General features: G+C 61.1%; 21 protein-coding genes and 4 pseudogenes. 17 read left to right on the top strand and 8 right to left on the bottom strand.

Translation table 11 applies throughout. From position 1 onward, the window contains the following. The first annotated feature begins 22 nt into the window (after window positions 1-22). The 16 genes and pseudogenes from ACFSOZ_RS17330 (at window position 23) to ACFSOZ_RS17255 (ending at window position 11,438) form a co-directional block, all read left to right on the top strand. Window positions 23-439, top strand: coding sequence for a DUF2958 domain-containing protein (locus tag ACFSOZ_RS17330; protein WP_379100188.1), 417 nt, complete (start codon window positions 23-25; stop codon window positions 437-439). Between the two features lie 77 nt (window positions 440-516). Then, window positions 517-1,095 carry a ParB/RepB/Spo0J family partition protein gene (locus ACFSOZ_RS17325; protein WP_379100186.1) on the top strand — a complete coding sequence of 193 codons (579 nt, stop codon included), beginning with the start codon at window positions 517-519 and terminating at the stop codon, window positions 1,093-1,095. Continuing rightward, window positions 1,014-1,775: a hypothetical protein gene (locus tag ACFSOZ_RS17320; protein ID WP_379100184.1), complete on the top strand. Its 762-nt coding sequence runs from the start codon at window positions 1,014-1,016 to the stop codon at window positions 1,773-1,775. The genes ACFSOZ_RS17325 and ACFSOZ_RS17320 overlap by 82 nt, the downstream gene beginning before the upstream one ends. Further along, on the top strand, window positions 1,748-2,083 hold the full coding sequence (locus ACFSOZ_RS17315; protein WP_379100182.1) for a hypothetical protein: 336 nt from the start codon (window positions 1,748-1,750) through the stop codon (window positions 2,081-2,083). The genes ACFSOZ_RS17320 and ACFSOZ_RS17315 overlap by 28 nt, the downstream gene beginning before the upstream one ends. 537 nt (window positions 2,084-2,620) lie before the next feature. After that, window positions 2,621-2,944: a DUF736 domain-containing protein gene (locus tag ACFSOZ_RS17310; RefSeq protein ID WP_379100180.1), complete on the top strand. Its 324-nt coding sequence runs from the start codon at window positions 2,621-2,623 to the stop codon at window positions 2,942-2,944. A gap of 149 nt (window positions 2,945-3,093) precedes the next feature. After that, window positions 3,094-3,333 (top strand): helix-turn-helix transcriptional regulator, encoded by a 240-nt coding sequence (locus ACFSOZ_RS17305; RefSeq protein ID WP_095090519.1) that lies wholly within the window; start codon window positions 3,094-3,096, stop codon window positions 3,331-3,333. Then, window positions 3,330-3,875, top strand: a complete 546-nt coding sequence (locus tag ACFSOZ_RS17300; RefSeq protein ID WP_379100178.1) for a S26 family signal peptidase — start codon at window positions 3,330-3,332, stop codon at window positions 3,873-3,875. The genes ACFSOZ_RS17305 and ACFSOZ_RS17300 overlap by 4 nt, the downstream gene beginning before the upstream one ends. After that, window positions 3,863-4,549 (top strand): lytic transglycosylase domain-containing protein, encoded by a 687-nt coding sequence (locus ACFSOZ_RS17295; RefSeq protein ID WP_378924805.1) that lies wholly within the window; start codon window positions 3,863-3,865, stop codon window positions 4,547-4,549. Before ACFSOZ_RS17300 ends, ACFSOZ_RS17295 begins: the two co-directional genes overlap by 13 nt. Window positions 4,550-4,746: 197 nt before the next feature. Further along, window positions 4,747-6,714 carry a relaxase/mobilization nuclease RlxS gene (rlxS, locus tag ACFSOZ_RS17290; RefSeq protein ID WP_379100176.1) on the top strand — a complete coding sequence of 656 codons (1,968 nt, stop codon included), beginning with the start codon at window positions 4,747-4,749 and terminating at the stop codon, window positions 6,712-6,714. 205 nt (window positions 6,715-6,919) lie between these two features. Next, the gene (locus tag ACFSOZ_RS17285; RefSeq protein ID WP_379100174.1) at window positions 6,920-7,876 is read left to right on the top strand and encodes a DUF1403 family protein; all 957 of its coding nucleotides are present in this window, start codon (window positions 6,920-6,922) and stop codon (window positions 7,874-7,876) included. A 2-nt stretch (window positions 7,877-7,878) separates the two neighbouring features. Then, window positions 7,879-8,223 (top strand): annotated as a pseudogene (locus ACFSOZ_RS17280) (SMC-Scp complex subunit ScpB); the annotation flags it as partial. A gap of 87 nt (window positions 8,224-8,310) precedes the next feature. Then, window positions 8,311-8,655: pseudogene (locus tag ACFSOZ_RS17275) on the top strand (IS5 family transposase); the annotation flags it as partial. 63 nt (window positions 8,656-8,718) lie between these two features. Further along, entirely contained in the window at window positions 8,719-9,858 is a 1,140-nt protein-coding gene (locus ACFSOZ_RS17270) for an IS110 family RNA-guided transposase (protein WP_379100172.1), read from the top strand. Between the two features lie 286 nt (window positions 9,859-10,144). Beyond that, window positions 10,145-10,573 (top strand): annotated as a pseudogene (locus ACFSOZ_RS17265) (IS5 family transposase); the annotation flags it as partial. A 13-nt stretch (window positions 10,574-10,586) separates the two neighbouring features. Next, window positions 10,587-10,922: pseudogene (gene scpB, locus ACFSOZ_RS17260) on the top strand (SMC-Scp complex subunit ScpB); the annotation flags it as partial. 24 nt (window positions 10,923-10,946) lie between these two features. Next, window positions 10,947-11,438: a hypothetical protein gene (locus tag ACFSOZ_RS17255; RefSeq protein ID WP_379100170.1), complete on the top strand. Its 492-nt coding sequence runs from the start codon at window positions 10,947-10,949 to the stop codon at window positions 11,436-11,438. Window positions 11,439-11,461: 23 nt separating this feature from the next. Here ACFSOZ_RS17255 and ACFSOZ_RS17250 read toward each other — a convergent pair whose 3' ends face one another. The 7 genes from ACFSOZ_RS17250 to ACFSOZ_RS17220 all read right to left on the bottom strand — a co-directional run bounded on the left by ACFSOZ_RS17250 (window position 11,462) and on the right by ACFSOZ_RS17220 (window position 18,316). Next, the gene (locus ACFSOZ_RS17250; RefSeq protein ID WP_379100168.1) at window positions 11,462-13,468 is read right to left on the bottom strand and encodes an ATP-binding protein; all 2,007 of its coding nucleotides are present in this window, start codon (window positions 13,466-13,468) and stop codon (window positions 11,462-11,464) included. After that, window positions 13,465-14,805 (bottom strand): SIR2 family protein, encoded by a 1,341-nt coding sequence (locus ACFSOZ_RS17245; RefSeq protein ID WP_379100167.1) that lies wholly within the window; start codon window positions 14,803-14,805, stop codon window positions 13,465-13,467. Before ACFSOZ_RS17245 ends, ACFSOZ_RS17250 begins: the two co-directional genes overlap by 4 nt. Window positions 14,806-14,917: 112 nt before the next feature. Then, window positions 14,918-15,913 (bottom strand): 3'-5' exonuclease, encoded by a 996-nt coding sequence (locus ACFSOZ_RS17240; protein ID WP_379100165.1) that lies wholly within the window; start codon window positions 15,911-15,913, stop codon window positions 14,918-14,920. Window positions 15,914-16,017: 104 nt separating this feature from the next. Next, complete coding sequence (locus ACFSOZ_RS17235) at window positions 16,018-16,704, bottom strand: hypothetical protein (protein ID WP_379100163.1); 687 nt, start codon at window positions 16,702-16,704, stop codon at window positions 16,018-16,020. Window positions 16,705-16,719: 15 nt separating this feature from the next. Then, entirely contained in the window at window positions 16,720-17,010 is a 291-nt protein-coding gene (locus tag ACFSOZ_RS17230; protein WP_379100161.1) for a hypothetical protein, read from the bottom strand. Between the two features lie 2 nt (window positions 17,011-17,012). Then, window positions 17,013-17,597, bottom strand: a complete 585-nt coding sequence (locus tag ACFSOZ_RS17225) for an RES family NAD+ phosphorylase (RefSeq protein ID WP_379100159.1) — start codon at window positions 17,595-17,597, stop codon at window positions 17,013-17,015. Window positions 17,598-17,599: 2 nt separating this feature from the next. Further along, the gene (locus ACFSOZ_RS17220; RefSeq protein WP_379100157.1) at window positions 17,600-18,316 is read right to left on the bottom strand and encodes an antitoxin Xre/MbcA/ParS-like domain-containing protein; all 717 of its coding nucleotides are present in this window, start codon (window positions 18,314-18,316) and stop codon (window positions 17,600-17,602) included. Between the two features lie 46 nt (window positions 18,317-18,362). Here ACFSOZ_RS17220 and ACFSOZ_RS17215 point away from each other — a divergent pair, with 46 nt between their 5' ends. Continuing rightward, window positions 18,363-18,851, top strand: a complete 489-nt coding sequence (locus ACFSOZ_RS17215; RefSeq protein ID WP_379100155.1) for a helix-turn-helix transcriptional regulator — start codon at window positions 18,363-18,365, stop codon at window positions 18,849-18,851. Window positions 18,852-19,069: 218 nt separating this feature from the next. On the opposite strand, the gene dgt is transcribed toward ACFSOZ_RS17215, so the two are convergent. Next, the gene (gene dgt / locus ACFSOZ_RS17210; protein ID WP_379100153.1) at window positions 19,070-20,413 is read right to left on the bottom strand and encodes a dGTP triphosphohydrolase; all 1,344 of its coding nucleotides are present in this window, start codon (window positions 20,411-20,413) and stop codon (window positions 19,070-19,072) included. Window positions 20,414-20,707: the final 294 nt, after the last annotated feature.

Raw genomic sequence — 20,707 nt, 5'->3', positions numbered from 1 at the left:
TTCTGAAAAAGGAGTTTTTGCCATGATCCTGATCACCGACGACCTTTGCGCCCGGCTTCTCGCCAACGGCGCGGCGCAAGTTGAAACCGACCATCAGCCGGTCGTGAAGCTGTTTGATCCGGCAGGCGCGGCGACCTGGCTGTTGACCGAACTCGACCCCGACGGCGACACGCTGTTCGGCCTTTGCGACCTCGGGTTCGGGTACTCCGAACTCGGCAGCGTCAGCCTTGCCGAGCTTCAAACCGTCAAAGGTCCGCTTGGCCTCGGCATCGAGCGCGACCTCCATTTCGAGGGCCGCTTCCCGCTCTCGGTCCATGCGCAGGCCGCGCGCCTCGCCGGCCATATCACCGAGGCCGAACAGCTTCTTCGACAGGCAGCAAGCGTACTCTCGAAGCGCCATTTTGAGCTTTCGCCCGACGTGGCGAGAGAGCGCCGCTAGGCGCAAAACCGTCCCTGCCGCGCCGCTTGTCGCGCCTCGCGTCAGGACAATCCCAACCGAAGAAAAGGAGAAAAACCATGCAGCTTGCCCACATTGCAATCGACCGGCTCAACATTTCCGCCGTCAACATGCGCCATGCCAGACGCGCCCCGGACGTGTCCGGCATTCTGCCGTCCGTTCGCGCGCGCGGCGTTCTCGTGCCGCTTCTGATGCGGCCCAACGGCGCGCCCGACATGTTCGAAATCGTCGCCGGACGCCGGCGTTACTTCGCCGCGAAATCCATTGCCAACGAGCGTGGCGAAGCCGAACCGTTGCCCTGCGCCATCATGGAAGACGGCGACGACGCCGATGCGCTCGAAGCCTCGCTGATCGAAAACATCGCCCGCCTCGACCCGGATGAAGTATCGCAGTGGGAGACGTTTTCGCGGCTGATCAAGCAGGGCCGCACCGTTCCAGACATCGCCGCCACCTTCGGCATCACCGAGCTTGCCGTCAAACGCATCCTGACGCTTGGCGACCTGCTGCCGAAACTCCGCGAGGCCTATTCGACGCCGAGACCGCGCGCTATCTCACCATGGCCTCGAAGGCGCAGCAACAGGACTGGCTGGCGCTTCTTGCCGATTCCGAGCACCACGCGCCGCCCGGCTTCCAGTTGAAGCAATGGCTGTTCGGCGGCCAGTCGATTTCCACCAAGGTGGCGCTGTTTCCAATCGAGGATTACCCCGGTCTGATGGTGTGCGACCTGTTCGGCGAGGATAGCTATTTCGCCGATGCCGATCTGTTCTGGGAAAAGCAGAACGCGGCAATTGCCGCCAGACGCGACGCCTATCTGGAAGCCGGCTGGGCCGAAGTGGTGGTGCTGGAACCCGGCCAGTATTTCCACTCATGGGACTACGAAAAGACGCCGAAGAAAAAAGGCGGCAAGGTCGTCATCACCGTCTCGCATCGCCACGCCGCCGTGCGCGCCGCCATGCTCGATCATGCGGGCACAGCACTGCGCCTGATGGTGGCCCATGCCATCAGCGGTTCGGGTCTCTGGCACGTGCGGCCCGAACCGCAACGCGCCGCCAACGAGGCGGTGGCCGCGAGCCTCGCGAACGGCAAGGCCGAAGCCGCCTTCGCCGAAAAACGCCGCGCGGTCCTGGCCCTGTTGAACATGGCCGATGAGAACAGAACCGTCGCCGGGGGAAAAAGCGACGATCATGCCACGGCGAGCGTCTTTGGCCGCCTCCTGGCGCTTCCCGACGAAGACGTGATGCGCGCGCGCTCGCCATCGTCATGGGCGAGACTTTTCAGGCGGGAAGTGCTGTGGTCGAGGCGCTCGGCAACCATCTGAATGTCGATATCGGCGCCTGCTGGCAGCCGGACGAGGCCTTCTTCGAACTCATTCGCGAAAGGGAAATCGCCAACGCCATGCTGGCCGATATAGCCGGCAAGCACGTCGCGGACGGCAATGTTTCGGAGAAGGTCAAGACGCAAAAGAAGATCATCCGCGACTTCCTTTGCGGCGAGAACGGCCGCCACAAGGTCGACCAATGGCTGCCGCGCTGGATGAAAGTCCCTGCCGAAACCTATACCGGTCGCGGCGGCTTCCGCACCGCCGATCAGTGGGCGAAAGTCCGCGCGTTGTTCGGCTCCGAATGACCCCTCTCGCTCGGGCGGCGGCACCTCCCTTTACCGCCGCCCACGCGACGTTCCGGTCGGGTGGATTTCCGCATTCAGCCGTCCCTGGCGGTTCGCAACCGCAGTAAGATCCGACCGTCAAACTCCTCGCCATCGGCCAATGATCACCACACCCGCATGGCTGGCAGAGCGCCAGCGCTGATCGGCCCCAGCTGTCGTCGGCACGGCCTCCGAGCGTCCACGGCCCCACCTTGCCGTCGTCTGCTTGTTGCATGCAGCGCGGTCAGCGCGACCTGTCTCCATGTGTCTTCAGGGACCATTTCCCTGCGGCTGGCTTGTCGACCTATGGGCGATCCGGCCCGCCCGAAACCCTCGCCGCCAGCTTTTTTCCCCGCCGCCTGCGGCGGCTTCCTCGCGCCGCTTCGCTTCAAAAAAAGCCGTCCGCTCGGGTCCTTCGCTGTCGCTGCGGCCCTGAAGGGTTCAGGCGTTCCTGACGCGCCCATCACGGTCCGCCATCGCAGGGGAATGGTCCCCGGCGAACAGCAAAAGGAGACTAACATGCCCGCGATCGGCTACGTCACCAAGCAGGACAACGGCGGCTACAAGGGCCAGCTCAAGACGCTCAGCGTCCGCGCCGACATCGACATCGTGCCCAACCAGGCCAAGGGTGCCGAAAACCATCCCGACTTCCGGGTGCTGACGCAGGGCGTCGAGGTCGGCGCGGGCTGGATCCGCACCGGCGAGACCTCCGGCAAGGACTATGTGAGCCTGTCAATCGCCGCCCCTGAGTTCGGCCCGCGCAAGCTCTACGCCAATCTCGGCCGCGCCGCCGGGCAGGATGACGACGAAACCTACGCCATCATCTGGAACCCGGTCGACTGATCGGCAAGCCCCAGGCCCTCGCGCCCCAGCCGGCGCGGGGGCTCCTCTCAAGGGGCGGCGAAAACCCATGGTCCGACTCTTCGCCCGTCCCTGAAGCGCCCTCACGCGATCATCCTCGCCTCGCTTCTCCCACGCGAACGAGGATGATCATGGACGACGAAAACGAGCGCGCGGCCCGCGCCAAGAAGGGCAGCCCGTTCCTCAATACAGCGCAGGCTGCTTTCTATATCGGGCTGTCCCAGCGCACCCTGGAAAAGATGCGGCTCACCGGCGGTGGCCCGAAATTCCGCAAGCACGGCCGCTATGTCCGCTACCACATCGACGAACTCGATGAGTGGTCAAAAGGACGCCAGCAGGACTCCGACGCTCAGCATGGAGGCCGGTCATGAGTCGTCCCCCCATCCGTCGGATCGGCAGCCGTTTGCGGCGAATTCGGGTCCGTAAGGCAATCGCCATAGCTGCGATTGGCGTCGGCCTCATCGGCTTCACCGCCTTCGAAAAACCATCGCCCTGGCTGGTCTGGAACGCCTCGGCCAGCGCGCCGCTAGGCCTTTATTTGGTCGATTCGGCAGCACCGGCGCGCGGCGATCTGGTGCTTGTACGGACCGCGCAAGCGGTCGCCGATCGCGCCGAAAAACGCGGCTATCTGCCCCGCAACGTGCCGCTGGTCAAGCGCATCGCTGCACTGCCGCACGAGCATGTCTGTACCTTCAACGAAGCCATAATCATCGGCGGCGCGATCGTCGCGCGCCGCCTCGCAACCGACGTTCAAGGCCGCGCGCTGCCATGGTGGAACGCGTGTCGAAAGCTCGTCGATGACGAGGTCTTCCTGCTCAATGGCGAGACGCCCCGCTCCTTCGACAGCCGCTATTTCGGGCCGGTCCCGGCCTCGAATGTCATCGGGAGGCTGGTGCCGCTATGGACCGACTGACCCTCCTGATGCTGGGCATGATCGCCCTTGCGCCATGCGCCTGTTCCGCCTCGACCGGCGCTGAGCCGGTCGCCATCTCCCATAGTCCGCAGCTTCAAAAGTGGCAGAAGTTCGTATCGGAAGCAAGCAGGCGCTTCCGTATTCCTGAAACCTGGATCTACGCCGTCGTCGATGCCGAGAGCGACGGCAAGACCAGGCTCGATGGCCGTCCCATCACTTCGCGCGCCGGCGCCATGGGCCTCATGCAGGTCATGCCTGGCACCTATCAGGACATGCGGGCCGCGCACGGTCTGGGCACCGATCCGCACGATCCGCACGACAATATCCTGGCCGGCACCGCCTATCTGCGCGCCATGTATGACCGCTTCGGCTTCCCCGGCCTGTTCGCCGCCTACAACGCTGGACCGGTACGCTATGCGGCGCATTTGAAACGCGGAACACCGCTTCCAAATGAGACGGTTGCTTATCTGAAAGGGCTAACGGCGGCCGGGGTTTCGGCCGCCGACATGGATCAGTTCAAGGGCAAATCACCGCGTGCAAAGGCACCAGAAGCTCCCTCCGGAGGATCGCTGTTTTTTCTGCGGAACGGCGAGCTGGCGCGCAAATCGAACGGCAAAATTCTGGTGCCGCTCGGGAAGGATCACCTTGGGACAAGCAAGCCGGACAGCCGGTGAGGGCTGGCGGCTGCGGGTCGGTGAGGGCGGCTGGGCGGGGGCAGAAGCAGGGTCGGCGGAAGGCAAGATAAAGGTACCGCCTCCAGGCGGCAGTCAAGTCTTTGTCTGCACATCGTTTTTCCAAGAGGCTGCTACCGACCGCAGGAGGCTGGGGCGCATAAGCGCTTGATCTCACTCTTGATTAGCTGGAGGCCGGCATGCAGGACGATGAGTTCACGCCGAAGCTAGGCAAAATCCGGTCTAACGGCTCGAAGGCAGGCAAAGGCTACGCTGGACAGGTCAGGGCGGCGATCAACAGAGCAGGCGGCAAGCCCATGCGCGGCGGCCGCTTTACCGGAAGCCGGGCAGGGCGAGGCGGGGCGGCTGCTGCATTACTCAGATCGCGCGATCGATACGCTGCCTTCCGCCAGCGCCGGGTGATGGTCAAGGCGCGCATCGTCAGGCTAGCCGGCAAGGGGCAGGACGGGGCGCGTGCTCATCTGCGTTACATCCAGCGCGACGGTGTCACCCGCGAGGGTGAGCCGGGCGAGCTCTACGGCGCAGACAAGGATCGCGTTGACGGAAAAGAGTTCCTCGATCGCGCGGATGGAGACCGCCATCAGTTTCGCTTTATCGTGGCGCCCGAAGACGGCATTGAGGACGACGACCTGAAGCCGCTCACGCGGCGGCTCATGGCGCAGATGGAAAAGGACCTCGGCACTAGGCTCGATTGGGTCGCCGTCGATCATTTCAACACCGGCCATCCGCACACCCACATCATCGTTCGCGGGAAGGATGACCGCGACGAAAACCTCGTCATCGCGCGGGAATATGTTTCGAGCGGAATCCGCGAGCGGGCGGCCGAGCTGGTCAGCCTCGATCTTGGTCCCCGCACCGACCGCGAGATCGAGCAGCGCTTGCGCCAGGAAATGGACCAGGAACGCTTCACCAGCATCGACCGGCAGCTGCTGCGCATGCGCGACGATGACGGTTTCGTCTCGGCGGCCGGCCGCGACGCGTTTCGCCAAACGTTGCACCAGGGCCGCCTGCGCAAACTGGAGCGCATGGGACTTGCCCAGGAGACCCCTCCGGGCCGTTGGCGCCTGGACGATGAGCTTGAAGTGACGCTGCGCCGCATCGGCGAGCGCGGCGATATCATCAAGACCATGCATCGCGAGCTGACCGGAAAGGGGCTCGCCCGCAGTGCCGCAGACTATGTCGTCCACGATGCGGAACTGAAGACCGAGCCTGTGGTCGGCCGTGTTGTCGCTCGCGGCCTGGCCGACGAAATCAACGACCGGCACTACTTGATCCTCGATGGGATGGAGGGCAAAAGCCATTACATCGATATCGGCAAAGGCGAGGCGACGGAACCGACGCCCGACGGGTACATCGTGCGTGTCACGCCGAGGAACACCGAACCTAGGCAGGTCGACCGCACCGTTGCCGATATCGCCGCGACCAGTGGCGGGCGCTACAGTATTGATATCCATCTCAAGCACGATCGATCGGCCACCGAGCGTTTCGCCGAAACGCATGTCCGTCGACTGGAGGCGATCCGGCGTGCTACCGGCGGCGTGGAGCGTGAGCCGGATGGCACTTGGATCATCGCGCCGGACCATCTGGACCGTGTCGCGGATTACGAGCGCCAGCGGGCCAGAGCCGAGCCTGTGATCGTTGAAAAGCTGTCATCGATCCCGTTGGCGCGACAGGTTAGCTTCGACGGCGCCACCTGGCTCGACCGCGAGCTGGTTTCGGATGCGCCGGAGCCCTTGCGCAATACCGGCTTCGGCCACGAGGTCGGGGAGGCGCAGGCCCGCCGGCGGCAGTGGCTGATCGCTCAAGCGCTCGCGGACGAAGAGCAAGGGCGTATCGTCTACCGCGCCAACATGATTTCGGTCTTGCGTCAGCGAGAGTTGAACCGTGTTGCCGGTCAACTGTCGGGCGAGCTCGGTCTGCCCTATGTCGAAGCCCGGGCAGGAGATCGGATAGAGGGCACATTGCGCCGATCAGTTGAGTTAGCCAGCGGCAAATATGCCGTCGTGGAGAAATCGCGCGAATTCACCCTCGTACCGTGGCGGCCGGTGCTCGAACGATACTTCGGCAAGGAGGTTTCCGGTATCGTGCGCGGGGAGGGGATTTCCTGGACCATCGGCCGGCAGAGGAGCGGGCCGAGCGTTTCGTGACATGGCGGCACGGATTCATTGCCTGTGCGCCAGAATGGGTGCCCTGCCGGAAGGAGTACGCCAGTCGTTGGTGGCGGCATAGATGCCGCAGCATCTAAAAGACTGATAATGCAACATTATCGTTCATTTTATCCATGCGACAGGCTGTGCGTTGTGGCGCCAAAATCATAGCGCAAACCGCACGGACGCTTTATCCTCCAAAACCATGATTCGCCTTGATCCCGCGACCGCCAGCCCTGCCACGCCGCCTGCCGTTCCGGCCTGGGCGATCACAAGCGCCGGCGCGCCAAGCGACGGCGACGCCGCCTTCCGGGCCGGCGCGGCCCTGGGTGTCCTCGATACGCTCGCCCGCGCGCAGCCTGCCTGGGCCGGCGCCTGGCGGCAGCGGCTGGCGCTTAGCTGCGCCGCCGCCAGCATGCTGCTCGCCGGCCGCCCCGAGGACGCGGCCGCCTTGCGCGACGCCTGGTATCTGCGCCAGGCCGGGGCCGACCCCGGACCGGCCGGCACCATCTTTGGCGCCTGGCGGCAGTTGGTCGGGCAGCCGTCCGTCGTTACCCCTGACCGGCTCGGGAAGATACTCGACCAGCTTGGCCTCCATTGGGATGTCGAGGCGCTGGCCGCGCTTTGTGAACACATCGACGACCTGGCGCGCTCGGGGCGGCCGGCGCCGTTCGCCGCCGCGGCGATCGCCGCTCACGTCGTCGCCATGCGTCCCGATGCCGAGCTTTTGGCCTGGTGGCTCGCCGACCTGGTGCTGGCGCAAAGCCTGCGCTGGCCGCGACCGCTGCCGCTCCTGATGGCGCAAGCCTTTGGCCCGTCCTTCCGCGCCCAGGCCGGCGGCGGCAAGCGCATCCGACCCGCGGAGAGAGATTTTGAGCGCGCGGTCTGCGTGGCGTTTGTTCACGCGGCGGCGGAGGCCTGCCGGCTGGCTGACGAGTTGTCGCGCCGCGCCGCAAAACTCCTGGCGGTGGCGCCGAAATTGCGCGCCAAGGGTGCCGGCGAGGCGATTTTTTTGCTCCTGAATGAAGACGCCGTCTCCGGTTCGCTGACGACGAAGAACCTGTCGCGCTTTGGATCGCGGCGGCTGTTCGAGCGGCTGCAGCAACTCGATGCCGTGCGCGAGCTGTCCGGCCGCGCCACCTTCCGGCTGTTTGGGCTGTAGCGATGAGCGAAGCGTCTGCCCGCCGCAAGCCATACGATCAGCCAGCCTTGCTGGACACCGAGCTCGAGCACCTGCCGCCGGAACTGCGCTGGCGCGAGTGGATGGGCCGCCTCGAAGCGGTGATCTTTGCCGCCAGCGAACCGGTGACACGTAGTGTCCTCGCGCGGGTGATCGGAAGAAGCTGCAACCTCGACCTTGTCATCGACGACATTCGCGCCGAGCTCGCCGGTCGCCCTTATGAACTGGTCGCGGTCGCCGGCGGCTGGCAGCACCGGACCAAGAGGGTTTTTGGCGACGCCATCCGGGCCGCCTTCGGGACAACCGCGGGGCAGGGGACAAAAGACTTGTCGCAGGCGGAGGCTCTAGGAGGTGTGGACTCTTGGGATTCCCAAGGGCTTGCAAATCAGATTCAAGACTGTCTTTTGGAGGCAGTCATGGGAGTGCTGGACCGTCTGATCCTTCGGGATGATCAGTGGGAGCGGATGTCGCAACACATTATTGGCGACGAGCGCACACGCGGTTCGTCGGGTCGCGACAACCGCATGTTCGTTGAAGCGGTTCTGTGGATCGTGCGAACGGGCTCGCCCTGGCGTGATCTGCCCGAGATGTTCGGCGATTGGAACAGTGTCTTTCGCCGTTTCAGCCGCTGGAGCCACAAAGGTATCTGGTGGCGCATCTTCGCCGCGATCGCGGACGATCCGGACTTTGAATACCTGATCGTCGATTCCACCATCATCCGCGCCCATCAGCACGCCTCGGGCGCAAAAAGATCCCATGAGGCGACGGGCGGCGGAACTCAGGTAAGGTTTCGGGGTCCGACATCCTAACCCTGGAGACGTCTCATGAATCTCTCATCCGTTGCTCCGCCGCCCGCCGGCGAGAAGACTGCCACGATTTTCGTTGCACTGGAATTGAGCAAGTCGACCTGGCTTGTGGCGCTGCACTCGCCGGCGGTCGACAAGATCAGCCTGCATCGCCTGCAAGGAGGTGACACCGAAGGGCTTATGGCTCTCATTGAACACCGGCGCGAACAGGCGCAGGCCGCCTTGACGCGTCCGGTTCGGGTAATGTCGTGCTACGAGGCCGGCTACGACGGTTTCTGGCTGCATCGTTTCCTGTGCGACCGCGGCATCGACAATCAGGTTCTGGACGCGGCCAGCATCCTGGTCGACCGCCGGTCACGCCGCGCCAAGACGGACCGCCTCGATGCGGCGGCGCTGCTGCGCACGCTGATGGCGCTGGAACGTGGCGAGCCGAGGGTCTGCCGGGTTGTGCGGGTGCCGAGCCTCGAGCAGGAGAACGATCGCCGTCGCAGCCGGGAACGGGCTCGGCTCGTCAACGAACGCGGCCAGCATTCCAGCCGCGTCAAGGGGCTTTTGATGACCCAGGGCATCCGCGACTTCAAGCCAGCCAGACGGGACTGGCGTGAGCAGCTCGAGACGCTGCGCACGGCTGACGGGCGGGATCTGCCGTCCTGCCTGAAGAACGAGATCAAGCGCGAGTGCCACCGCTTGTGGCAAGTGATTGAGATGATCATGGAGGTCGAGGCTGAGCAGCGTCAGGCCGCCGAGATCACAGCTCCCGGGATCATCCAACTGAGTCATCTGCGTGGCATTGGCCTGACGATCGCAAGCGTAATGACGAACGAGGTGTTCTTCCGCGACTTCCAGAATCGGCGTGAGGTCGCCGGTTATCTCGGTCTTGCATCCAGCCCTTGGAGCAGCGGCGCGGTCAGCCGCGATCAAGGCATCCAGAGATCGGGCAATCCGCGAGCGCGTCGAACCGCCATTGAACTTGCCTGGCTGTGGCTGCGCCATCAGCCCGATAGCGGTCTCGCGCGCTGGTTTCATGAGCGCGTCGGCGCCGGCAAAGGACGCATCCGCCGCACCATGATCGTCGCCTTGGCGCGCAAGCTGATAATCGCCTTGTGGCGGTATCTGACCCAGGGCCTGCTGCCGGAGGGCGCCATGACCAAGGCCTGACGAAAGAGTTCGACGCGAGGGGCGGCCAACGTCACTTGCGACGAAGCGGGATGGATGTGGACCGGCGCCCCCCAGGGCTGTTAACGCCGTCAAAAAGATGGGTCCCATCCTGCCCCGGCCTCGCCAAACTTGCCCGTGCATGCGGGATATGGGTGCAGGCTCCACCAGAGCCGACCGGATATGAGGTGATGTGGACTTGTTCCGCAATTCGCCGCGAGGCCGATCCCGACAGCGTCCGAAGGTGATTAAGCCGCCGCCGCTACTATTGACACAACGAGCCTCATATGAGGGGGCTCAAGATCAGGCCCTTGGCCGTTCCCGTGGCGGCCTGAGCACCAAGATCCACATGGCCGTGCGTGGTCTGGGGTGCCCGGTCCGCTTCACGCTCACGGCTGGCCAAAAGGGGGACGCCCCGCAGGCCGATGCCCTGATCGAAGGCTTGCCAGCCGATGTCGTGCTGGCCGATACAGCCTACGACAGCGACCGTCTGCGCAAGGCCATCGCTGACAAGGGGGCTGTCGCGGTCATCCCCAACAATCCCTCTCGGGCTCGCAAACATCCGATCGACAAGCACCTCTATGCCCAGCGCCATCTCATCGAATGCTGCTTCTCAAAGCTCAAGCAGTTCCGCCGCGTCGCAACACGCTTCGAGAAGACCGCAAGGCACTACCTTGCAATCGTAACCCTTGCCGCAACCATCCTATGGCTCAGATAAGTGTCCACACTTCCTAGTCCTGATGTGCATTGCCTATTTCCAGCCGATCACCCGCGGCGAGCTTTCAAGCTTCTTCGGCAAGGAGGTGTCGCGCGATCTCATCGGCGTGCTGCGCGCGCAGGACCTCATCGCCTCGGGGCCGCGCAGCCCCACTCAAGGCGCGCCCTACACTTATGTGACGACCAAAACCTTCCTGTCGCAATTCGGGCTCGACACGCTGCGCCAGCTACCGGATTTCGAGGCGCTCGAGGATGCTGGCCTGCTGTCAAAAGAGAAGTTGTTGGCGGGCGACGTCATGCCCGACTTTTTCGGCAGCCAGCAGGACGTCGCCGTCGAGATAGAGGAATAGGTTCGTCGGAGGGGGAGGGGATCGATGACTGGGAAGTGGTCGCGATCGGGAATTCCGCATAAGGGCTGGACCTGCGTCAATGTGGAGGATCTCGATGAACCGTCTGAGATTTGCGAAATGTGCGAAACCCAAGAGATCAGATACATCCATTACATGACTCATCCTGACCATGCCGAAATGCTCGGCGTGGGATGTGTCTGTGCGGAGAAGATGGAGCAGGACTACGAGGCACCGCGAATGCGCGAACGTGCGCTCCGCAGTGCTGCACACCGCCGACGCAATTGGCTCCAGCGCAAGTGGCGCGTCTCGCACGCTGGCAACAGCTATCTGAATACCGACGGGCTGAACATTTCGATATACCGAAAAGGATCGGACAGTTGGGGCGGCCGGATCCTGGAGCGCTCATCCGGCCGATCCGTGGAGTCTCGAAGGCGCTATGTTACCGAAGCCGCGGCAAAACTCGGCGCATTCGATGGAATGATCTTCTTGAAAACGAAAGGCTGGCCAAAGACATAGAGCTCCTCAGCATTCGGCTAGTGTCACACTAGATTTGAGAATACGTCATCCGGATCGGGTACGAGCGGGGCGAGTCGGATGTTCGCTCGGCGACCTTCCTCGTGGAACCAGAGATCAACTATTTTGGTGTCGTCGCTGGATGGCCGAGGAGACGCGTCCCTGACGCGGAACGTCGTCGGCAAATTCACGGATGTTCCGAACACCAACGCGTGCTGCTTGGGGAGGGATGGCAACCGTTTGAGAACCGCGTCGGAGATAAATGGAGTCATCTGACGGATTTGCGACAGGTCGTCTGGGTTCTGAATGCGGTGAACGACAAAGTTGGAGCATTGAGACAACACGGTTTTTGAAAGCTCGCTTGGCCTCTGTGATGCTACCATGAGGAACATACCGTACTTGCGGCCCTCCTTGGCTATCCGCTCAAAAACCTTCGCTGCGTCCAACGCATAACGAGAGGGTGTGGAGGCAATATAGCGATGAGCTTCTTCAAGCAGCAAGTGAACTGGGAAGCGGTTGCGCGGATCGGCTTGCCGCAGCAGCCTAAACGTCATGCGTGCGAGAACCGAGCAGAAAAGCTCGACAACGTCATCCGATACGGCGTTCATATCGACGATCACGACCTGACTGGTCTTAGTCAGGCCATTGCCCTTCGCGGTCAGCCCGAGGATTCGGGCGAGGAATTCGCTCTGACCTTCACCGGCTTGCACCCCGACTGGCAGTGAGTGGCGTAGAAATTCATACTCCCGACGCTCCTCAAGCGATTTGAGGCGGGTGACCATCTGCGAGCAGTAGTCGCGAATCTGACGGTTGCCGTGTGCCTCCTCGTAAAGGATGGCCAGATCCATTGCCTCTCCTAGTGAGCGGAAATCGAAAGGGATGTTTTCGTAATCCGGCAGCTTCAACTCGTCGATAACAAAGGCATTCTCGCCGACGAGAAAGTCGTCCAAACCTTGGGCATCAGCCAGCTGGCCGTAGCTAATTGCAATGAAAGGTTGGATGGATTGCAGATTGATTTCACCAGTGTTGAATCGCTGGAGGATGCCAACTATCCGGTCATGCTTTGACGGACTACTGGAATCGTCGCGCACGATCTGCGTGATACATTTGGCAAGGATGTGGTTCTTCACGCCGCCGAGATCGTCTGCACCAGCTTCTGAGAACATCGTTGAAAGGCCAAGCGCCATACGCAGTATGGGGACCTGCGTGCGTTCGCTCGCCTGGAGCAGAAGTTCCCATTCTGAGAGGTCCAGAAACCAATGGGGCAAGCGGAAACCAGTTGCTGTTCCATCGAGTATAACTCGGTCGACCCCAATACCGCCGGGCTTTGCCAGCGGTTCGAGCGCCTGCCGATACTCGCCGTTGACGTCGAACACCACAAACGTGGCACCTCGGGCATGATGTTCGTCCGGTTTTTCAAAAAGCTCCTGTAAAATCGAAGTGACTGTGCACGACTTTCCGCTGCCCGTGTTGCCAAGCACTGCGACGTGACCACCGAAGAAATCGTCGAGGCGGACCTTCACCGCATAGTCCTCGAACACGACAGACTGACCGATGCTTAAAACACGAAAGCGGGTGGCATTCGCCGGCACACAGATTTGCCCGTCAGGCCCGATGCCGGCCTCAGCCTCGGTTTTCGTCTCAAATATCCTGTCGAGTTCGCTATCGAGAGCATACAATGCGTCGGCATAGAGCGAAGGGAAGACCGACACACCGAACCGGAACTTTCCGTCCCCCGAAGCAGGCAGCATGCCTACGGGCACCACGTCGAGGAATTTCGCCGATCCGGTCCTGTCGAGGTCGCCTCTAGAGGAGGCCGCAACATCACGTTCGCGCAGCCCCACAACTTCAGCGACAACATATTCGGCGTGAGTCGGTATCATCAGGAACGAGCCCAAACGTGCGACGTAATGCACGTCGTCAAAGCCCACGACCGTGAAGTTGTCGGTCCCCGCGTGCATCTCGACCACGAACCTGTCTGCTGCCACTGATGTGACCTTACCGACGGCGCGTTTGCGATCGTCGTGACTCATTCGGTATCGTCCTTGTCCGGAGCCAATTCCTTCATCACCTTGCGAACGGCGTCGTCGATACGCTCGCTTGGCCGCTGAGGCATGAACCGATCGACCATCGTGTCGAAATAATGTGCTCTTGTACCTGGCTCGGGACCGTCGCCACCGATTATCCAGATCCGCGGATCACCAAGGGCGCGCAGTTTGGCAATCTCTCCGGGTGCGTCCGGTGACGCAAAGATAATCAACCGAAAGGTCGGTATTGTCAGCGCCTGGTAAATGATGTTGTTCAGGTGCTCATCCCCGAACCCGTAGCCCGAAGTCACAAGCACGCTTTGCTCGCGGACGATGCGCGACTGGAATTCGCGAAAGAGGTCGGCATACGGTGACCCTAGACTCGAGTTCTGTTTTGCCGGCGTGGGAAAGATCATCATCTTGGCGCTGCCGTCGGCCGGCCACTTCTCACGGATTGGGAACAGGCCGTGATCGTCTTCGGTCCAGCTGATCGATCCGTGTAACTTGCATAGGTAGACAAACGCATCGACCGCCGACCATTTGCGGTTTGAAAGATCGAGCTGCTCAGCCAAGGCGTAGCGAAATGTGGAGGGATTGAAACGCCGCTCTATGATGCCGGAGAAACCGTTGGCATAAGGAATGCCGAGGCGGTCCATCGCAGTTTCATTGAACAGATCATAATTCGTGGTGAACACCCATGGCCGGGGTAGGCTTCGGTCGCGCAGCACTAATTTTCGGTAGAACTTCTCATAGAGGTCGCGGACAGATGTATCCCCCTGCGCGAAAGCACCGTCGGTGCACCGCTCCCAGAGGAATGCCTGGACCTTGTTGATTACCTCCGTCAGATCTTTGGCTCGCGCCCAATGGGATGATTTCGCGCTGCGTTGGGAGACGAAACGAAGACTGTGCAATACCTCCATCAAGCGCTCAAGGTTGCGCGCGTACTCATCTTCCAGTTCGACGCCCGCCTCTTGTAGAATGGCTACTTCTTCTTTGGTTAGAAGCCAGTCAGGCGGCTCTACAGGGAGCACGTCGGTGCTGCCTTCGCCTAATAGATCCTCGTCTTCCGCACGCTGCTGTGCGGCTGCCAACGCTTGGGTGGTAGTGTTGCAAAATATCTCAGCGAGGGGCTGCATGGTTGAGATGCCACGCTCCTCTCCGTCGACACGCAACGAGGAGCAGCCAGCGCCCAACAGGAACGCCACGTTGCGCGCGTTCAGGGCATCGGCGATGCCCTTTTGAACTGTCTCGACTCCTTGGGACCAATCTATGTTGGCCGGTGTCGAATCGCCGTTACGGACAATCTGGAATTGGCGCTGCGGCGCCACATCCTCGTCAGCCATTCCCCATTCTTCCCCCATATATGCGAGCACCAAGAATATGCCGCAGTATTGGCCCATCGTTCAAATTAAAGCAAAGATGATTTGTAACGACCGGCAGGTCAGCACCTGCAAATTAAGCTGCTTTGAAGCGATCGGCTGCTGAAAGCCGTTGTGTGAGCGGCTCCGCTTCGGGCCAACGATAGATGTCCTCGCGCAGAAACCGAAGTTCTTCGTCAAGGTTCTCCTCAGCAATTTCTGCCCACCAGGCCTTTGGTCGACCGTCGCTGCCATCCGACCATCGATATCCACGCGCCTTCAGATGATCCTTCGTCTCGAAGGGGCTGTTCTCAGCCCACACCCGGACCCGGAGTCGTTGGCTTGCAGCATAGAGTTCGGCGAATGGCGTTACGCCGCTGCCGGCGAGCGGTCTTGCAAGAATTTCGAGGACGGCATGGCAATCATCGGTCGCGCGGTGTCCGTCATGGAACAGGCCTGATTGCCCGACGAGATAACCGAGTTTGTTGCCTTCAAAGCCGTGGTCCGCCCAACGGATTTCCGTCACCGAGCAGGCCCACGGTTTTGGGATGAACGATGGCGACAGACGCTCGCAAAACGGCCTGTCGAAACCGGCATTGTGGGCAATGACGAGATCGGCCGGCTCGATAAGTGCGTCGAGTGCGCCGAGATCCACAGACTGTCCAGCCACCATCTCGTCGGTAATGCCGGTGAGGCGGGTGATCTCTGCCGGTATCGGGCCTGATGGTTGCCGCAACGCGCTTAATACGCCGACGACATCGCCGATCATTCCTGCATCGTCATAAGTGAAGGCGACAGCGCCGATTTCAATCACCTCGTCGCGGGCATGATTGAGACCAGTCGTCTCGACATCGACCAGGACGGCTAACCTCTGAAATCTGCTGCTGGCGCGATCGATGATCGGGCGGGGCACCAGCTTTCGCAAAACCTTGAATCGCCCAGTGTCTTCTAAGAGTTGCACCAGCTCATCCTCAGTTCCCGGCGCAACAATGGGATGTTTCCGCGCAGGCCGAGCCGGAGCAACGCGTCGCGGTGTTTCCCTATAGCCGGGATCAAGGTCGAACAGATCGAACTGTCCAGAAAGTGCTTTCATCAAATCGTCCGGCCAGGAGAGTAACAACCAATTCCGACAGGGTAAGATGGCATCGTTGACCGCTCTCCATGCATTTGGGGCGACTCAAGCCCAGCCTTGCAACGCTATTTTGCGATTATACGCTGTCTGCTACCGGGGCGTGATCGACGGTCGATGAGTATGGTTCCGTCCGGACCAGCCGAAACGTTCCGCTCTCTCCGGCCCTCGTAAGATTGCAACCTGTCGGCAATAATTGCGAATATCTCGGCTGTCCGGCGGCGGCGTTCTTGTTCACCATCAGGCCGCTCCTGTATGGCAGCGAAGACTTTCTTGTCGAGGCCGAAATAGACACCATCTTCAATCTCGCGACCAAAGTATCCGTCGGAAACGTCTGCCGGCAGATTCGTCGTTGGTTCGTCCAGGAAGAAGGAATATGCCTTGGCGAGCGCGTCGAGAACGTCGAAGTTGACGCCGCTGCCCTTGCCGTCAACGGGAGGGTCGGACACGAACCCTTCGGTGCCGGCGCTCCTGAGCATGAAGAAACTTGCACACCTGGTCTTTGGCGCCTTGCCATTGACTGAATGGAGGGCGGACACTTGCCCGAGCGCCTTGCTCACAGCAGTTGCCGCCGGACGCCGACTCCGCCCCTTGCTTTCGAAGACATGACTCTCCGTGCGGCGTATGCCGATGAAATCGGGACGGCTCTTTGCGGCTGGCGGGGACGCGCCCGTCTTCGGGGCAAGTGAAGTTGTCGGTGAAGTCCACGAGCAACTCGACAGCCCACCCACATGGACGAGATATTCAATCTTCATCCTGTCCTGCGCGTATCAATGGGTGAATGCCTCGCCGAGCAGGAAGGAAACACCGACCTTCTCCGACTGCTCGAGATTGCGGAAGTAAAGCGTCGTGTTTAGCGCATTGTCGAGATAGCCAGTCGCCATCGCGACCAGCATTCGTTCCCTCCACCTACCCACGACGCGCACGGCCGCCCTTCGGCTCGGATACCCCACGGTCAGCAGTGACCGGATAATGTCCGCACGCGTTGCGGTCAGCGCGACGGTTCCGTTCAGCTTCTTGAAACGTCCCGAGAAATTCACCGACGTAACGTTCCCGGCCATCGTCAGGCACCTCTCTGAAGGGAGACACCAATAGACTGCAGAGCTGCTATCAGGTCCGGGTGCCGCACTAGATTTGTTGATGGCGATGCGTCCAGCTTTCCCTCAATGGCTCTATCGTAAACGGCCACACACTCGGCGGATGTGAGACGGGATGTATAAAGCAGACCGTCAATCGCGAAGGCGCCATGAATCGCCGCGCTGAGTTGCCGCCCCTGCCGGTGCTTCTTGGCTCGAGCGGCGTCAGTGCTGACTCCCAACCTGAGGAGGCCCGTGGTCCGCAGATCGAGTACCGTGAGCGGAGAAGTCGCAGTAATCTCCGCTACGGCCCACTCTTCGATCTCGCTTTGATCAAGGACACGCTTCATCCTGCCTTCGAACCTGTCCCGGACGATGGTCTCGGCAATTGCCGTTGCAAGGTCGCGGGCGATGTAGAGGAGTTGAAACGTCCTATCCGGACTTGAGAAGCGTGTGTGTCCAAAACCCATCCCCAACGGCGTCGCCATATGCGCGGCGCGCATCACGCGGAGGTATGAACGCGGTTGAAATCCGAGAGCGAGGTCCGCGACTGTCTTGGGATCAAGCTTCACGATCAGCTGAAGTCACGCTCGGCGGCCGCAAGAACCTCATTCACCTGCCCAGCCTTGAGAAGGTCGAGGGGAGCGCCCCCGATGCTAGGCTTCGGCTGGATCAGCCATTGCCAGGCCGCGCGAGAATTACGGATGATGCTGGTGACTTCAGACATCCCCTTGACCGGCCGGCCGTCCACAAACTGTGCCAAGGGAAAGACATGCTTTCGTTCACCCTTCAGCAAGCCGATGACGGCACCCCGTTTTTGCCAATCATGGAGCGTGGATCTTCTTGTTCCAAAGGCCTTCTCAATATCACTCGGCCCTGCAATCGGCCCTGCCCAGTCTTCGAGGCGAACCGCTGTTGCATATTCCGTGACCCTTCGCCGACCTTCCTCGAGATCTACTACGTTGCCGAGTCCCGCGCCGTGACTGACCTCAATGGGCCTTTCAACGTCGAGCTTGATCAGCCTGCTGTCGCCTCGACCAGCGAGATCCGCGACCACCGTCTCCATTGCCTGGGCAAGATCCTTTTCATGGACCAGAATCTGGCGCTGGTTCTCCTCCGAAAGCCGGACAGCTGCCGCAGTGACCGCAGCTACCATTTTGCTCTTGCCCTTTAGCGCCGATCGGGAGATTCCTGGGTTGTGCCGTGCCAACACTTCAAGAATGTCGGCGACGGCCGCGCTGCTCACATTAACGTGCACGCCTGTTCCAGATTTTCGAACTGTTGCGACCATGGCGGCCTCCATTTCTGTGACACACATATAGTCCGGATAGTCCGGATTGTCCAGATCGTTCGAACAGGCGAGGTGGTTCTTTAGGCTGAAAGGGGGCTTTCTTCTCGGCGTGCGGCGCTACCTGGTCGCGCGGGACACGGCGAAGAAGACCGACGCACCGCTGCAGCATTACCGGGTCGAGGAGATCTACTCGGCCGAGGTACTCGACGAGAGCTTCGATCTTGATCCTGACTTCAACATCCGCGCGCACGCCGACAAGGGCTTCGGGTCATATGAGAGCGCAGCCGAGCACGGCGACGTCGTATGGCGCTTCTCGCCGGACGCCGCGCCGCACGCTCGTCGGTTTGTGTTCCATCCAACACAGACCATTGAGGAAGAGTCGGACGGATCGCTGCTTGTGCGCTTCAAGGCGTCCGGCCACCTCGAGATGTGCTGGCACCTCTACTCTTGGGGAAAGTCGGTGGAAGTGCTCCAGCCTGCGCGGTTGCGCGAGATGGTGAAGGGACATCAGCGCAAGTTCGACGCGCTGCCTTGAGTGGATGCCGGCAAATGTGCCAAATTCGACGTCGTGTATCCGACCAATCAGCCGAGAAGCGCTAGCTTTATTGGGTCTTTAGTCGCCAAGCCAGGGGCGCATCCGCTCTGCCATTTTGGTGCCTACAACCGAGCTTCAGCCCACGCCCTATGATCGATTGATGCGGACGCCGTGCGCATATTCGTCGCTTTGCACATACGACGCGGGCGCTTTGTCATCTAGATGCCGGTGAGCATCCTGGCGACCCGCACAGCATATCGATCGGTCATGCCCGACGTGAAGTCTGCAAGAGCGTGTAGCGCTTGCTCGGCATCGGCTACACTCCGTAAATCTAGATCAAGGGCCCTGACGAGCTGCCGGTTGTGCCCTGAGAGCTTTTCCTGATCCCACTTAGCCTTAGCAAGATCCTCGAATACGGGAAGCACACCTGACATCACGTTGCCAATCACGCGCCGACCAGACACTTCCAGCTCGGTTTTTCTCCGGGCGGTGAAGACCTGGTCCCGAGAAAGGGCATTCATCTTAGCGAAGGTGGGAGCCATGGGGCCAGCATCGGTCAGGGAAGCAGAGAACGTCCCGGTCATGATGGCGTCATAGTTGGCCTTGAAGGCCGCGACACAGCTCTCGACTGCGACATTGATGCTCAAAGCTCGCAGCAATGCGATGTGCTCGGCCTGGTTGAGGCCGCTCACGTCGCGGTTAGGGTTGTTGGCAGCCTCGTGTAGCAGGTCCCTGACCGTGTCGAACGGGAGCTCCCCGGTCGTGAAGGCATCCTCAAGATCTACGATGTTGTAGCAGATGTCGTCTGCGGCCTCGACGATGAAGACCAAGGGATGGCGCCGCCACCAATTCCCGGCCTGGTCCACTTCCTGGGGCAGCCCCAGTGAATCAGCCGCCTCCTTAAACAGCTCGATCTCGGAGCGGAAGACGCCAAACTTCTTGACGCCGACATATGGTGCAGTTCCTTTGCCGACGATGCTTTCGCGGTCGGCAGAAGTGACAGGGTATTTCGTGAACGCGCCCAATGTCGCCTTAGATAGTCGCATGCCGCCCTCGTTGCGGTACATCTCGAGACGAGTAACTATCCGAAATCCTTGCGCGTTTCCTTCGAACTCTATGAACTCCAAGCGGTGCCGCTCCTCGAGCTCTGCCATGACCCCTTTGGCGTCGTCGAATTTCTCCGCGAACCAGTCGCCCATCGCCGCTTCGCCTGAGTGACCGAAAGGAGGGTTGCCGATATCGTGGGCGACGCATGCCGCCTGAACGATGTTCGCCAAGCTGTTCGACTCGCCGTCGGCGATCCGATGCGTCTCCTCGAGCCAGTTACCGATTCGCATTGCCAACGATCGTCCGACGCTGCTGACCTCAACGGAATGGATCAAACGGTGATGGACATGATCGTGCTCGTAGAGAGGCTGCACTTGGGTCTTGTTGGCTAGTCGCCGAAATGGCGCCGAGAATACGATCCGGTCATGATCCTGAACGAAGATCGAGCGGTTCGGCTTGGGCTCGTAGTGCTTGTCGCCAAGTCGTTCGCTGCACAGCAGCTTTTCCCATTCCATTTTGATCCCCCAAATTCCAATGCGCTTCGATGCCAATCAGTAGCTCGTGCTGAAAGGGTCGCCAAGCGAATGTCTTGATCCCGCGGTTGTTGGACGATCGCCTACACTCCAATGCGGTCATTTCGGAACATGCAAGCGTACTAAGTGGCGATTGGAAATTAATACCACGCCGCCGCAGTGTTCATGGTTTGTGCCTCGAAAGTCGCATAATGGCAGTCTGGTATGGCGTCCGGAATTATCTGTCGTCGGTAGAGGCTAGAGTCCAGGATTATCTGTCGTTGCCTGGACTGCTAA

Source organism: Mesorhizobium newzealandense (assembly GCF_042682145.1).
Lineage (GTDB): Bacteria > Pseudomonadota > Alphaproteobacteria > Rhizobiales > Rhizobiaceae > Mesorhizobium > Mesorhizobium newzealandense.
Note: the sequence above shows the minus strand (reverse complement) of the source record. Positions and strands in the feature narration are given on the sequence as shown.

What these genes read in the sequence shown, in the direction of transcription:
- ACFSOZ_RS17330 (WP_379100188.1), top strand. Translation starts at nt 23, where the DNA reads ATGATCCTGATCACCGACGACCTTTGCGCCCGGCTTCTCGCCAACGGC.
- ACFSOZ_RS17325 (WP_379100186.1), top strand. Translation starts at nt 517, where the DNA reads ATGCAGCTTGCCCACATTGCAATCGACCGGCTCAACATTTCCGCCGTC.
- ACFSOZ_RS17320 (WP_379100184.1), top strand. Translation starts at nt 1,014, where the DNA reads ATGGCCTCGAAGGCGCAGCAACAGGACTGGCTGGCGCTTCTTGCCGAT.
- ACFSOZ_RS17310 (WP_379100180.1), top strand. Translation starts at nt 2,621, where the DNA reads ATGCCCGCGATCGGCTACGTCACCAAGCAGGACAACGGCGGCTACAAG.
- ACFSOZ_RS17305 (WP_095090519.1), top strand. Translation starts at nt 3,094, where the DNA reads ATGGACGACGAAAACGAGCGCGCGGCCCGCGCCAAGAAGGGCAGCCCG.
- ACFSOZ_RS17300 (WP_379100178.1), top strand. Translation starts at nt 3,330, where the DNA reads ATGAGTCGTCCCCCCATCCGTCGGATCGGCAGCCGTTTGCGGCGAATT.
- ACFSOZ_RS17295 (WP_378924805.1), top strand. Translation starts at nt 3,863, where the DNA reads ATGGACCGACTGACCCTCCTGATGCTGGGCATGATCGCCCTTGCGCCA.
- rlxS (WP_379100176.1), top strand. Translation starts at nt 4,747, where the DNA reads ATGCAGGACGATGAGTTCACGCCGAAGCTAGGCAAAATCCGGTCTAAC.
- ACFSOZ_RS17285 (WP_379100174.1), top strand. Translation starts at nt 6,920, where the DNA reads ATGATTCGCCTTGATCCCGCGACCGCCAGCCCTGCCACGCCGCCTGCC.
- ACFSOZ_RS17270 (WP_379100172.1), top strand. Translation starts at nt 8,719, where the DNA reads ATGAATCTCTCATCCGTTGCTCCGCCGCCCGCCGGCGAGAAGACTGCC.
- ACFSOZ_RS17255 (WP_379100170.1), top strand. Translation starts at nt 10,947, where the DNA reads ATGACTGGGAAGTGGTCGCGATCGGGAATTCCGCATAAGGGCTGGACC.
- ACFSOZ_RS17250 (WP_379100168.1), bottom strand. Translation starts at nt 13,468, where the DNA reads ATGAGTCACGACGATCGCAAACGCGCCGTCGGTAAGGTCACATCAGTG.
- ACFSOZ_RS17245 (WP_379100167.1), bottom strand. Translation starts at nt 14,805, where the DNA reads ATGGCTGACGAGGATGTGGCGCCGCAGCGCCAATTCCAGATTGTCCGT.
- ACFSOZ_RS17240 (WP_379100165.1), bottom strand. Translation starts at nt 15,913, where the DNA reads ATGAAAGCACTTTCTGGACAGTTCGATCTGTTCGACCTTGATCCCGGC.
- ACFSOZ_RS17235 (WP_379100163.1), bottom strand. Translation starts at nt 16,704, where the DNA reads ATGAAGATTGAATATCTCGTCCATGTGGGTGGGCTGTCGAGTTGCTCG.
- ACFSOZ_RS17230 (WP_379100161.1), bottom strand. Translation starts at nt 17,010, where the DNA reads ATGGCCGGGAACGTTACGTCGGTGAATTTCTCGGGACGTTTCAAGAAG.
- ACFSOZ_RS17220 (WP_379100157.1), bottom strand. Translation starts at nt 18,316, where the DNA reads ATGGTCGCAACAGTTCGAAAATCTGGAACAGGCGTGCACGTTAATGTG.
- dgt (WP_379100153.1), bottom strand. Translation starts at nt 20,413, where the DNA reads ATGGAATGGGAAAAGCTGCTGTGCAGCGAACGACTTGGCGACAAGCAC.